At 58.0% G+C, this 13,379-nt stretch carries 12 protein-coding genes; 11 read left to right on the top strand and 1 reads right to left on the bottom strand.

All coding sequences use genetic code 11. The features are described from left to right. Positions 1-30: 30 nt before the first annotated feature. Entirely contained in the window at positions 31-645 is a 615-nt protein-coding gene (locus ACL2XF_RS24410) for a TetR/AcrR family transcriptional regulator (RefSeq protein ID WP_410013481.1), read from the bottom strand. 184 nt (positions 646-829) lie between these two features. Between ACL2XF_RS24410 and ACL2XF_RS24415 the strand changes: the two genes are divergently transcribed. The 11 genes from ACL2XF_RS24415 to ACL2XF_RS24465 all read left to right on the top strand — a co-directional run bounded on the left by ACL2XF_RS24415 (position 830) and on the right by ACL2XF_RS24465 (position 13,005). Continuing rightward, complete coding sequence (locus tag ACL2XF_RS24415) at positions 830-1,666, top strand: SDR family NAD(P)-dependent oxidoreductase (RefSeq protein WP_413727653.1); 837 nt, start codon at positions 830-832, stop codon at positions 1,664-1,666. Positions 1,667-2,143: 477 nt separating this feature from the next. Then, on the top strand, positions 2,144-3,298 hold the full coding sequence (gene arnB, locus ACL2XF_RS24420; RefSeq protein WP_413727654.1) for a UDP-4-amino-4-deoxy-L-arabinose aminotransferase: 1,155 nt from the start codon (positions 2,144-2,146) through the stop codon (positions 3,296-3,298). Next, complete coding sequence (gene arnC, locus ACL2XF_RS24425) at positions 3,285-4,265, top strand: undecaprenyl-phosphate 4-deoxy-4-formamido-L-arabinose transferase (RefSeq protein WP_410013484.1); 981 nt, start codon at positions 3,285-3,287, stop codon at positions 4,263-4,265. The genes arnB and arnC overlap by 14 nt, the downstream gene beginning before the upstream one ends. Beyond that, the gene (gene arnA / locus ACL2XF_RS24430) at positions 4,265-6,247 is read left to right on the top strand and encodes a bifunctional UDP-4-amino-4-deoxy-L-arabinose formyltransferase/UDP-glucuronic acid oxidase ArnA (RefSeq protein WP_413728857.1); all 1,983 of its coding nucleotides are present in this window, start codon (positions 4,265-4,267) and stop codon (positions 6,245-6,247) included. Before arnC ends, arnA begins: the two co-directional genes overlap by 1 nt. Further along, entirely contained in the window at positions 6,244-7,149 is a 906-nt protein-coding gene (gene arnD, locus ACL2XF_RS24435; protein ID WP_413727655.1) for a 4-deoxy-4-formamido-L-arabinose-phosphoundecaprenol deformylase, read from the top strand. Before arnA ends, arnD begins: the two co-directional genes overlap by 4 nt. Next, entirely contained in the window at positions 7,146-8,810 is a 1,665-nt protein-coding gene (gene arnT, locus ACL2XF_RS24440; RefSeq protein WP_413727656.1) for a lipid IV(A) 4-amino-4-deoxy-L-arabinosyltransferase, read from the top strand. Before arnD ends, arnT begins: the two co-directional genes overlap by 4 nt. Then, positions 8,807-9,157: a 4-amino-4-deoxy-L-arabinose-phosphoundecaprenol flippase subunit ArnE gene (arnE, locus tag ACL2XF_RS24445; protein WP_413727657.1), complete on the top strand. Its 351-nt coding sequence runs from the start codon at positions 8,807-8,809 to the stop codon at positions 9,155-9,157. The genes arnT and arnE overlap by 4 nt, the downstream gene beginning before the upstream one ends. Then, positions 9,154-9,531 (top strand): 4-amino-4-deoxy-L-arabinose-phosphoundecaprenol flippase subunit ArnF, encoded by a 378-nt coding sequence (gene arnF, locus ACL2XF_RS24450; RefSeq protein ID WP_410013488.1) that lies wholly within the window; start codon positions 9,154-9,156, stop codon positions 9,529-9,531. The genes arnE and arnF overlap by 4 nt, the downstream gene beginning before the upstream one ends. Positions 9,532-9,540: 9 nt before the next feature. Then, positions 9,541-10,587, top strand: a complete 1,047-nt coding sequence (locus ACL2XF_RS24455) for a DMT family transporter (protein ID WP_413727658.1) — start codon at positions 9,541-9,543, stop codon at positions 10,585-10,587. A 165-nt stretch (positions 10,588-10,752) separates the two neighbouring features. After that, the gene (locus ACL2XF_RS24460; protein WP_413727659.1) at positions 10,753-11,796 is read left to right on the top strand and encodes an iron-containing alcohol dehydrogenase; all 1,044 of its coding nucleotides are present in this window, start codon (positions 10,753-10,755) and stop codon (positions 11,794-11,796) included. A 162-nt stretch (positions 11,797-11,958) separates the two neighbouring features. Beyond that, positions 11,959-13,005, top strand: a complete 1,047-nt coding sequence (locus tag ACL2XF_RS24465) for a pyridoxal-phosphate dependent enzyme (RefSeq protein ID WP_410013491.1) — start codon at positions 11,959-11,961, stop codon at positions 13,003-13,005. Positions 13,006-13,379 lie beyond the last annotated feature (374 nt).

Raw genomic sequence — 13,379 nt, forward strand, 5'->3', positions numbered from 1 at the left:
CGCTATTGAGGCGGCGCCCGCCGCCTGCCGCTAGTTTTCCACCCGTCCGCCCTGGACATTATCATTGCCGGCGGCCCCCGCGCGCGCAAACCGTTGTATCCCGGCATTGACTTCGCGCAGGATTTCCCGGGAAAACGCCTCGTCGTTGACCGCGCGCGCCAGGATAATGCCCCCCACCATCGACGCATGCAGACGAATGGCGTCGCCCCGGGCGTGTTTATTACTGCGCCAGGGGAAATAACGGGTCAGCCGTTCAACCGTGGCGGCCACCAGCCGGGTCAGGGACGGCCTGACGGTCTCTTCCCGGGCGATTTCGGTTGCCAGCGCCGACACCAGGCAACCGAGGGCCGGGTTATCGCGATGCTGAACGCTCAGGTAATGATCAACGTAGTCCAGCAGCCCTGCCGGCGTGGCGGCGGCCTCATCTATACCGGCAAGCGTCGTCTGCGCCCGATACTCGAAGCTCTCCTGCATCAATGCTTCCTTGGATGCAAAATGATTATAGAAGGGACCGTGCGTCAGGCCGGTGGCCTTCATAATCTCGGCGACGCTCACGCCCGAGAAACCGCGTTCACGAAACAGCCGTGCCGCTTCCTGGAGAATACGTTGATGTTTTTCTGCCGTTTCGGCCGCGGGATATCTCATCTTCCATCCTATTGTCGTCAGTTTAGCGCCAGGGCTTGACAAGTATACATGATAGTGGTCATGCTTGTCGCCATCAAGCATGACGAGCATCATGTTATTTACCTGCAAACATGATGAGTGTCATGCTTGGTGACAAATCCCCTCTGCGGCTTGGCCGCAGGGCAACCGGCCTTATCAGGAGAAGATGATGAAACCAACAGATACTCACCCTGTCAGCGATGCCAGTGGCACCGCGGTTATCACCGGCGCGTCGTCGGGTATCGGCGCAGTGTATGCCCGCCGGCTGGCGGAGCGCGGTTATGATCTATTGCTGGTGGCGCGCCGCGGCGATCGCCTGTCGGCGCTGGCGGAGGAATTGCGCTCCCGTTACGGCCATGAAACGCGTACCCTGGTGGCGGATCTGGGCGTGGCGGCCGATCTGGACCGAGTGGCCGCTATCCTGGCCGCCGATGCGTCCATCACCCTGCTGGTCAATAACGCCGGCACCTCGCTGATGGTGGCGGCCGAGCAGACACCCGCGCCGGCGGTGGCGGCGCTGCTGAATTTAAATGTTACCGCGCTGACCCGGCTTAGCCTGGCGGTCCTGCCGGGATTCAGAGCGCGAAACCGCGGTACGCTTATCAATATCGGCTCGGTGCTGGGATTCAGTTCCATCGTCGGCAGCGCCGTCTACAGCGGCACCAAGTCCTTTGTGCTCGGCTTCACCCAGGCGCTCCAACTGGAATTCGCCGATACCAATGTCAGGATTCAGTTAGTGGCTCCGGCCACCACCGCCACGGAAATTTGGGATATTTCCGGCGTGCCCCTCTCCACGCTGGACCCCGACACAATAATGCAGGCCGGGCAGTGCGTGGACGCCGCGCTGGCGGGTCTGGATATGGGCGAGGCCATAACCCTGCCTTCACTGGAAGAGGCCGGGCTGCTGGCGGATTACACTCAGGCGCGCCTTAAACTGTTCAGTAAGGTTAACCGGGGACGCCCGGCCACGCGCTATCATGTGACGATGACCGCGGCGCAATAACCTCTCGGGGGGAGGATGTCGCGCGGGGCTACGCGGATAATGATAATCCGCGCCTCCTCCTTATAGTATGCCAGAGACCGATGCGGGGAATATCAACGGAGACCTCTGAATTCTGTAAGAATAGAGCCGGGCAGGTAACGTCATTACATTAATAATATTTTCATATTCCGTTCTTTCATAAAAGTTCCGTCGCCGTTGAAATATTCAAACCCAGGTTGAGCCGCGCTGTTTATTGCAAAGGCGTTAGAAGAATTTAATTTTACAATTGCTTAACCGGTGTAATAATTCTGCGGCGAAAAACGCGGTATGCCTGAAGCATGATATAGCTTATTTTTCCCTGCCTAAATACGTTGCCTTGTTCTTTGCCATGGCTACGGCGGCAATATTAAATCAGGCTTTCTTTTTTAAATTTAATCTTCGTTTAATTATTGGTCGGTATAGTACTTTCAAAATGCATTTTTGGATTCGATTTTATTTATGGATCAACTATTACCTTTTTCCCGTCCCTCCATTGGTGAGGACGAAATTGCGGCCGTGGGCGACGTTCTCCGCTCCGGCTGGATCACCACCGGACCACAAAATCAGCGGCTGGAGGCGGACTTTTGCGCCGCTTTCGGCTGTAAACACGCCATAGCGGTATGCTCCGCCACCGCCGGCATGCATCTGGTCCTTGCGGCGCTGGGCATCGGCCCCGGTGATGAAGTCATTACCCCTTCCCAGACCTGGGTTTCCACGCTGAACATGATCGAGCTGCTGGGCGCGCGTCCGGTGATGGTCGATATCGATCGCGACACGCTGATGGTCGCGGCGGCGGCGGTGGAGGCGGCCATTACCCCGCGCACCAGAGCCATCGTGCCGGTGCACTACGCTGGCGCGCCGCTGGATTTGGATGCGCTGCGCGCCGTGGCTCGCCGCCACGCCATACCTTTAATCGAAGATGCGGCCCATGCGGTGGGCACCCGTTATAAAGGACGCTGGATCGGCGCCACGGGTACGGCGATTTTTTCTTTCCACGCCATCAAAAACATGACCTGCGCCGAAGGCGGCCTGGTCGGCACCGACGACGATGCCCTGGCGGCGCGCGTGCGGCGGCTGAAATTTCACGGCCTGGGCGCCGACGCCTTCGATCGCCGTCAGCAGGGGCGCAAGCCGCAGGCCGAAGTGGTGGAGCCGGGGTACAAATATAACCTCTCCGATATCCATGCGGCCATCGCCGTGGTGCAACTGGCCCGCCTGCCGGCGTTGAACGCCCGTCGCAGGTCTCTTGCCGGGCGCTATCTCCACGCTCTGGCGGGTTCCCCGTTTCTGCCGCTCGGGTTGCCGGCCTACGATCATCAGCATGCCTGGCATCTGTTTATGGTGCGTATCGATCCCGAGCGCTGCGGGCTGGACCGAGATGAACTGATGAACCGTTTACAGGCGAAGGGCATCGGCACCGGCCTGCATTTCCGCGCCGCGCATACGCAAAAATATTACCGTGACCGTTATCCACAGGTGTCCTTGCCGGAGACCGAATGGAATTCAGCCCGTCTGTGTACCCTGCCGCTGTTTCCGGATATGGCCGACAGCGATGTCGATCGGGTGGTTGCCGCCTTGTTTTCTGTGTTGGAGCTGAACATTGTCGCGCGTTGAACCTATTACTAAGGTCTCGGTGGTTATTCCCGTATTTAATGAGCAGGAAAGCCTGCCGGCGTTAATTACGCGTACCGTCGCCGCCTGCGGGCGGTTAACCCAATCCTATGAAATTATCCTGGTGGACGACGGTAGCAGCGACGATTCGATCGAGCTGATGACGGCGGCGGCGCAGACGCCGGAAAACCATATCGTCGCCGTAATGCTCAATCGCAATTACGGCCAGCATTCCGCCATCATGGCCGGTTTTATCCAGGCCAGCGGCGATTTGGTCATCACCCTTGATGCCGATTTGCAAAATCCGCCGGAGGAGATCCCAAGGCTTGTGAGCGTGGCGGAACAAGGCTATGACGTGGTGGGAACGGTGCGGGCCAGGCGCCAGGATTCCTGGTTCCGCAAATGCGCCTCGCGCATGATTAACCGTCTTATCCAGCGCGCCACCGGCAAGGCGATGGGCGATTACGGCTGCATGCTGCGCGCCTACCGTCGCCAGGTGGTGGAAGCGATGCTGCACTGCCATGAGCGCAGCACATTTATTCCCATCCTGGCCAATTCTTTTGCCCGGCGCACCATCGAGATTGAGGTGGCGCACGCCGAGCGCGAGTTCGGCGATTCCAAATACAGCCTGATGAAGTTAATCAATTTGATGTACGACCTGGTGACCTGCCTGACCACCACGCCGCTGCGCCTGTTAAGCGTGGTCGGCAGCATTATCGCCATTTCCGGGTTCACCCTCTCGATCATCCTGATCGCCCTGCGCCTGCTCCTTGGGCCCACGTGGGCGGCCGAGGGGGTTTTTACCCTGTTCGCGGTGCTTTTTACCTTTATTGGCGCGCAGTTCGTCGGCATGGGGCTGCTGGGCGAATATATCGGCCGCATTTACAACGATGTCCGCGCCAGACCCCGTTATTTCGTGCAGCAGGTGATCGGCGCCCGGCCGTCCTCGACTACCCAGGAAGAAGAATGATGAAAGCTATTGTATTTGCCTACCATGATATTGGTTGTATCGGTTTAAAAGCCTTGGTGGCAGCCGGCTATGACATACAGGCCGTGTTCACCCATACCGACGCCCCGGACGAAAACAGGTTTTTCCCCTCGGTGGCGCGGCTGGGCGCGAGTCTCGAGCTGCCGGTTTACGCGCCGGACGATGTCAACCATCCGCTCTGGGTTGAGACTATCCGCAACCTGAAACCCGAGATTATCTTCTCGTTTTATTATCGTCAGCTGCTGGGCGAGGATATTTTATCGCTGGCGCCCCGGGGCGGCTTTAACCTGCATGGGTCGCTGTTGCCGCGTTATCGCGGCCGCGCGCCGGTAAACTGGGCGCTGGTCAAGGGTGAAAAACAGACCGGCGTTACGCTGCATCGCATGGTCAAGCGCGCGGACGCCGGGGATATTGCCGGGCAGGCCGCGGTTGATATCGCCCCGGACGATACCGCGTTAACGCTGCATGCCAAACTCAGCGACGCGGCGGAACGGCTGTTGCGCGATTTATTGCCGCCGCTGAAGGCGGGCACCCTTAGCCTGACGCCGCAAAATGAAAAAGAAGCCAGCCACTTTGGCCGCCGCACCGCCGCCGACGGTGAGATTTACTGGCATCATTGCGCGCACGATATCGCCAACCTGGTGCGCGCCGTAACCGAACCCTATCCAGGCGCCTTCAGCTATCTGGGCCAGCGCAAGCTTATCGTCTGGAACGCGCGCGCCCGGGATATCCGGCATGATAAACAGCCGGGTACCGTGCTGGCCACCGAACCGCTGACCATTGCCTGCGGCGACGGCGCGCTGGAGATTATCACCGGGCAGAGCGAAGCCGGTTTATTTTTGCAGGGCAGCCGGCTGGCGCGGGAGATGGGCATGATGGCCGGCGTGCGGCTGGCGGCTAAACCCAGCCCCGCGCAGCGGCGCCGGACCCGCGTCCTGATCCTCGGCGTAAACGGATTTATCGGCAACCATCTGACTGAACGCCTGTTGCGTGAGGACGGCTATGAAGTCTATGGCCTGGATATCAGTTCGGACGCCGTCGGCCGTTTTATGACGAACCCGCGTTTCCACTTCGTGGAAGGGGATATCAGCATCCACTCGGAATGGGTGGAGTACCATATCAAGAAATGCGACGTGGTGCTGCCCCTGGTCGCCATCGCCACGCCTATCGAATATACCCGCAATCCGCTGCGCGTATTTGAACTGGACTTCGAGGAAAACCTGAAAATAGTGCGCGACTGCGTGAAATACCATAAGCGCATTATTTTCCCTTCCACCTCCGAGGTCTACGGCATGTGCGATGATAAGGAATTCGACGAGGATCGCTCCCGGCTCATCGTCGGCCCGATCAATAAACAGCGCTGGATCTACTCGGTATCCAAGCAATTGCTGGATCGGGTCATCTGGGCCTACGGCGCCAAAGAGACCCTGAAGTTCACCCTGTTCCGGCCGTTTAACTGGATGGGGCCGCGCCTGGATAACCTGGATGCCGCGCGAATCGGCAGTTCGCGCGCCATTACCCAATTGATCCTGAATCTGGTGGAGGGATCGCCGATACAGCTGGTGGACGGCGGCGAGCAAAAACGCTGTTTCACCGATATCAGCGACGGCATCGAGGCACTGTTTCGCATTATCGAAAATCGCGACGCCCGCTGCGACGGCCAGATCATCAACATCGGCAACCCCGGCAACGAGGCCAGCATCCGTGAACTGGCGCAAATGCTGCTGGACAGTTTTGAAAACCATCCGCTGCGCCATCATTTCCCGCCGTTTGCTGGCTTTAAGGATATCGAAAGCAAAAGTTATTACGGCAACGGCTATCAGGACGTCGAACATCGCAAACCGAGCATTGAAAACGCCCGCCGCTTACTGAACTGGCAGCCGACCGTCGAGATGCGGCGCACCGTTGACCAGACGCTGGATTTCTTCCTGCGCAGCACGGTTAAAGAAGGCGTGGACGCGTGAGGCAGGTCGGCCTGCGGGTTGATGTGGATACCTTCACCGGCACCCGTGATGGGGTGCCGCGTTTGCTGGAACTGTTTGAAAAGTATGATATCAAGGCCAGCTTTTTTTTCAGCGTCGGCCCGGATAACATGGGGCGCCATTTATGGCGCCTGCTGCGCCCGCGTTTTTTATGGAAGATGCTGCGTTCCCAGGCGGCTTCCCTTTATGGCTGGGATATCCTGCTGGCCGGCACCGCCTGGCCGGGCAGATGCATTACCCCGTCCCAGGCACCGTTAATGAAACAGACCTTGATGGCGGGACATGACGTCGGCCTTCATGCCTGGGATCACCAGGGATGGCAGGCCAAGGCCGGGCGTTGGCCTGACGCCGAGCTGGAGCGGCAGATCCGGCTGGGCGTGGAGGCGCTGGAGACGAGCATCGGGCGGCCGGTAACGTGCTCCGCCGCGGCGGGCTGGCGCGCCGATACGCGCGTATTGGCGGCGAAGGAGAATTTCGGTTTTTACTACAATAGCGACTGCCGCGGCCGCCATCCTTTCCGGCCGCTATTAAGCGATAACCGTATCGGCGCGATACAGATTCCCGTCACCTTGCCTACCTTTGACGAAGTCATCGGCAAAGAGGCGCGTCTGGAAAATTTCAACGATTATATCCTCGGGCAGATCGCCCGGGATAGCGGTGTGCCGGTCTACACCATCCATAGTGAAGTGGAAGGGCGATCGCAGTCGGCGTTATTCGAGCAATTATTACAACGCGCGCAGCAGCAGGGCATCACCTTTTGCCCGTTGCCCGACCTGTTGCCGGCCGATGTCTCCACGGTGCCGGTGGGGCGTGTCGTCCGTTCCCCTTTTCCCGGACGGGAAGGCTGGCTGTGTTGCCAGGCCCCGGCAAATTCACCGCCATGAAATTAATTAAACATTACTGGGCGGCGATACTGGCGCTGTTTTATGCGCTGGTCTATCTGCTGCCTTTGAACAGCCGTTTGTTATGGCAGCCCGATGAAATCCGCTATGCCGAGACCAGCCGCGAAATGCTGCTGCGCGGCGACTGGATTGTGCCTAATCTGCTGGGCGTGCGTTATTTTGAAAAGCCGGTACTGGGTTACTGGATTAACAATATCAGCCAATGGCTGTTCGGCGATTCTAATTTCGCCGTACGTTTCGGGGTGGTGTTGAGCACCGGCGCCAGCGCGCTGCTGGTGTATGTGCTGGCCATGATGATGTGGCAAGCGCGCCGCACCGCGTGCCTGGCCGCGCTGATATTCCTTTCGATGTTGCTGGTATTCGGCGTCGGCACCTACAGCGTGCTTGATCCCATGGTGTCGCTGTGGCTGACGGCGTCGATGGTCAGTTTTTATCTGGCGATCAACGCGAGCGGCGCGCGCGATAAGCTGGGCGCCTATATCCTGCTGGGGATTACCTGCGGTTTGGGTTTTATGACCAAGGGTTTCCTGGCGCTGGCGGTGCCGGTGATTGCCGCGCTGCCCGTCGCCATCCAGCGGCGCCGGCTGAAAGATCTGCTGATCTTCGGCCCGGTGGCGGTACTGGCCGCGGTGGCGCTGAGCCTGCCCTGGGCGTTGGCCGTTGCCCGGCGTGAGCCGGATTACTGGCACTATTTTTTCTGGATTGAGCATATCCAGCGTTTTGCCGATGACGACGCGCAGCATAAAGCGCCGGTATGGTACTACCTGCCGGTTATCATCGCGGGATCATTGCCCTGGCTGGCGCTGCTGCCGGGATCTCTGCTCAAGGGCTGGCGTGAGCGGGCGACGCGGCCGGAGCTGTTTTTCCTGCTGTGCTGGATGCTGATGCCGCTGGCGTTTTTCAGTCTCGCCAAAGGCAAGCTGCTTACCTATATCTTGCCGTGCATGGCGCCGCTGAGCCTGCTGATGGCCGCATATGCGCAAGATTGCATCGCATCCCGCCGCGTGCGGGTTTTCCGCCTTAACGCGGTGATCAACGGCGCCTTCGGTCTGTTGGGCATGGCGGCTATCGCGGCGCTGGGCGCCAGGCTGCTGCCGCAGGTGATTATATTAGGCCACGATGAATGGCCCAAGGTGGCGCTAAGCCTGCTGGGATTCGCCGGCTGGGCTCTCTTTGCCGCCGTGTCCTGGCGCCAGGGTGGGCGGCGCTGGGCCTGGGCCGCGGCCTGTCCCGTCCTGTTCAGCCTGGTGGTGGGCCATGCCATTCCCCAGCGGGTGATCGACAATAAGCTGCCGCAGCACATTATACGCGCCAATGCCGGCGTGCTGCGCCACAGCCAATACGTGCTGAGCAACAGCGTGGGCCTGGCGACCGCCATAGCCTGGGAGCTCAGGCGCGATGACGTGAAAATGTTTCGTGAGCGCGGCGAGTTGACCTATGGGTTATCTTATCCCGACGCGCGCGGGCGTTTTATCAGCGAACAGGATTTCCCCGGCTGGTTGGCAACGGCGCGCAGGCAAGGGGATGTGGCGCTTCTCCTCCGCCTGCCCGACGACAACCGGCTGCCGGTTTACCTGCCCGCGCCCGATGACATGCAACGCAGCTCCCATCTGGCATTGGTGCTGTACCGGCAACGGCCATGAGCGGATATCTGCTGATACTTCTGGTCAGCGTTCTCACCTGCGCGGGGCAGTTATGTCAGAAACAGGCCGCGGTGCGCTGGCAGCAATGCCCGCCGCGGCAAAACCGGCGCACGGTAACCTTGGGCTGGCTGGCGGGGGCGCTGGTTTTGCTGGGGGTGGCGCTGCTGTTCTGGCTTGGCGTTTTGCAACGCCTGCCGCTGAGCGTGGCTTATCCTGTGCTGAGCCTGAATTTTGTGCTGGTCACGCTGGCCGCGCAGGGCATCTTCCATGAGCGCGCCACGTCCCGCCACTGGTGGGGCGTGGCGGCCATTATGGTCGGCATCGTGCTGATGGGTCTGAATCCATGAAGGGTTATCTCTGGGCGGCGACCAGCGTGCTGCTGGTCACCCTGGCGCAACTGCTGATGAAGTGGGGGATGCAGCAGATCCCGCTGTTGTCGCTAAAGGCATTGACGCCGGCCTTCGCCATCCATTACGGTATACCTCTGCTGGCGGTGGCGGTGGGTGTGCTGGGTTACATCCTGTCGATGTTATGCTGGTTCTGCGCTTTGCTCTATCTGCCGCTCAGCCTGGCCTATCCCCTGCTCAGCATCAGTTACGCCCTGGTCTATTGCGCCGCGATCGCGCTGCCGATGTTTAACGAAGCGGCCAGCGCGGCCAAGACCCTGGGCGTGGCGTTTATTTTATTCGGCGTGTGGCTTATCCATCGCCATCACCCATAGGTTGGGGTCATGATGCAAAATGGGCTGCGCCATCCCGGCGTACTGGCGGCGCTGGGTGCCGCGATATTATTCGGCGCGGGAACGCCCCTGGCGAAATTGCTGTTAACCAGCGTCAACCCCTGGCTGCTGGCGGGATTGCTTTACCTGGGTTCCGGGCTGGGGCTGACGCTGTACCGGTTTATCAGGCGCGCCCCCAGGATCAGTTTGCCGCGGGCGGAAGTGCCGTGGTTTGCCGGCGCCATTATCACCGGCGGCGTTATCGGCCCGGTGTTGCTGATGCTGGGGCTTGCCGCCATGCCCGCCTCGGGCGCGTCCCTGCTGATCAATGCCGAGGGGGTCTTCACCTCATTGCTGGCATGGTTTGCCTTTAAAGAGAATGTCGATCGCCGCATTGCATTGGGCATGGCGGCGATCGTGGCCGGCGCCGTGGTGCTGAGCTGGCCGGGCGAGGCCCGATTTGCCGGTCTGTGGCCTGCGCTTGCCATTTTGGGCGCGTGTTTCGCCTGGGGTATCGATAATAACCTTACCCGCAAGGTTTCTTTAACCGACGCGACCTGGATCGCCGCCGTAAAAGGGTTGGCGGCAGGTCTGGTGAATCTGTCGCTGGCCTTTGCCGCCGGCGTGGCCTTCCCCAGCTGGCCCGAGGCGGCAGGGGCCCTGACGCTCGGGTTCCTGGCCTACGGCGTCAGCCTGGCGCTGTTTGTGGTCGGCCTGCGCCAGCTCGGCACCGCCCGCACCGGCGCGTATTTTTCCGTGGCGCCGTTTTTCGGCGCCGCGCTGGCCGTCGTCCTCGGCGATACGCTGACGCTGCAAATGCTTGCCGCCGGGGCGCTGATGGCGTTGGGCATCGGGTTGCACCTTACCGAGCGTCATCAGCATCCTCATGTCCACGCGCCCATGGCGCACGATCATGAACACCGCCATGATGAGCATCATCAACATTCGCATGAGGAAACGCCGGCACCGGGAACCGTTCACCGGCATTGGCATCGACATGACCCCATGGCCCATTCCCATCCGCATTTCCCCGACGCCCATCACCGCCACGATCATTAATTTTATGTCGTGCCGATTAACTCGTAATGAACTAATTAAAATAAAAAAATATTTATAAGAGTAGAGTTTATTGCCCATGGGTTTTAAAAACAAACGGTAGAATAAGGAATAAATATAATTTAGAAATGGTAAGTACACTCATTGTCATAGGTGAAGAGGTGTGTAATGAATCTGAATATTACCACAAATGTATTAATGTCCGCCGGTATGCTACAGACTTACTTCTCTAAAAATATCATAAATAATGCTTTAATATTAATTGACGTAAATGTTGTTAACCATGAAATTATTAAAGAAACCATCAGCCTGCTAAAACGAAAGAATATCCTGTTGGTGACCAGGGAACCGACCATGGAAGATGTGAATGCAGCGGTAAATAATTATCCACGAACCGAAAATATCATTGCCGTTGGCGGCGGCTCAACCATGGATCTCGGCAAGGCCATCGCCATAACATTAACCAACGGCGGTGATGTGGAAAAGCTGTGCGACCAGGATACGGTTATCCGTCCAGGATTGCCGATTATTGTCGCCCCCACGATACCCGGCACGGCGGCGGAGTTTAGCGCATCCGCGGTATTAAGCGGCGACGGCTACAAGCAGAACCTGACTTCACCTTACCTCAGGCCGGAAGTCGCGCTGGTGGATCCCCGCTTCTTTGCCTCGGTAAGCGCGGAAACCGGCATCCCCGTGCTGCTGAACGGCTACATTCATGCCATGGAATGCCTGGAGGGTATTAAAGGGTCGCATGCGTCGCGCACCGCCTGCCGTAACGTCATTTCGATCTTTAATGAAATCATCAAAAGCGGCTACCATCCGCAGGATAGCAAATGGTGCCAATTAGCTTATTATGCCAATTATACCAGCGCTTTTTCATTACTTGGCGGATCGTTAGGCGCGGTCCATGCATTATCGTATGGCGTATCAAATGCCATGGGCATTTGCCATTCGAAGGCCAATTTAGTGGCGCTCGGCCACCTGAGGTTTTTTTTTGACCAATACGCCCAGGTCGCTTTTGCATTTTGTCGCCAATATGCGGTGGATTATAAGATTAACGCCGGCCCCAGCGCGGATCGACAAAAAATATTATCGGTAATGAATGCGACCCGGGATAGTTTGACCTGCCTATGGGAGAATACCTTTGGCGATAAATACAATAATGCCATATCCGACATATTTATAAAGAGCATTCTCACTGAGATAAAATAGCCAGCGTCGCGCCAGACAGAGACGATATTGGCCGCTTTTATATGAAATAACCAGGCGGCAAAGGGGAGCCGAGAAAAATAACTTATTGAATAATTCTTTATTGATCATGATGTTAATCATAGGATAATTATGCTCCCGCATAATAGATTCTTTCAAGGAACGATGATGAACCTGGAATTATTCAACGATATTGATCGTGCGCCGGATCCCTCTAAGGCACTGGATATGTTTCCCCAACTGTCCTCTTTTCATGCAGCCTTGGGCAATACCACGTTGATGCCGGTACCCGGTCCTGAGGGCGGCGCCAGCATAATGGCGAAGCTGGAGTTTGAAAATCCCTTCGGATCGGTCAAGGACCGCACCGCGTTTGGCATGTTTTGCGAGGCGGTAAACAAGCACGATTTTCACCAGGGACCGCTGAAGCTGCTTGATGCTTCCGGCGGTAATATGGGCCGCGCGCTGGCGATGCTGGGCAATATGTGCGATATCGCCGTGCATTTGGTTATCCCGGACTCCTCGCCGGAGGTATTGGTTAAGGCCTTGCGGGAAGCCAACGCCGGGCTGACCCTGGTGGACTCCCGGTATTTCCTGCTGGGATTAATGGCCCGCGCCGAGGAAATTGCGCTGGCGGACCCCGGCTGGACCCTGCTTGCCCAACACCGGAACCTGGTGAATGTCGCCGTACATCAACACGGCACCGGCCAGGAAATCCGCCGTCAGCTGCGCGGCGACAAGGCCGGCGGCTGGGTGGCGGCGGTGGGCACCGGCGGGACCTTATCCGGGGTATACGCCGCGCTGGCGCAGGATAATCCGGCGCTAAAAGTGCAGGGCACCACGCCCAGGGAATTGCCTTTCGGCACCCTGGCTCCGCCTAACGGCCGGGATAAATTTGCCGGTGCCGGCGGCATGGGCTTTGGTTTCCGCCAGCCGTTTATCAGCCGCATGCAGCTCGACGTGCTGCCGTTTAGCCTGATTGGCTGGCAAGAGTCGCTGGCGGCAATGTATGAATTTTATCACCTGACCGGCATACGCATCGGCGCCTCATCGGCGGCTAACTGGAAGAGCGCTTGCCGCCTGGCGCAAACGCTGGGTCCCGATCAACAGGTGGTAACGCTGTTTGCCGATGCGGGTAGCGACAGCGACCGTGAAAAGGGCGAGGTTTTTTTCACTAGCGCAAACCGTTCGGACCGGGCGGGCGTTATGCTGTAAGGATCATCACCGGCAAATTATACCGGGATTACATTGGCGGTATTTGCGCTGAATATGCCCAATGCCGCCGCCCATTAGCGGCTCATATAAGATAATACGTATATTTTTTTCGTGAAATTAAAGGGGAAAAAACCCCTAAAACCCTTATTTATTAACAGCCGAGTACACGCCTAGCTAACTGTCTGTTTTTGATCTTTTTTTTCTTCATCTTCTATCAAGCTTTGTTAACGTTTGCCGATAACCATTGTATCTCAGATAAGTCGTTTCACAGGGTGTGGACAATATTTGATTTCATTAAACGGACAGATCGGCGCGCAAAAATCATTTCCAGTTTGGGCTGGGCATGAATGGTGCAATAAATGTTCTTACGCTTC

The sequence above is a fragment of the Sodalis sp. RH19 genome (assembly GCF_047324215.1).
Taxonomy (GTDB): domain Bacteria; phylum Pseudomonadota; class Gammaproteobacteria; order Enterobacterales; family Enterobacteriaceae; genus Acerihabitans.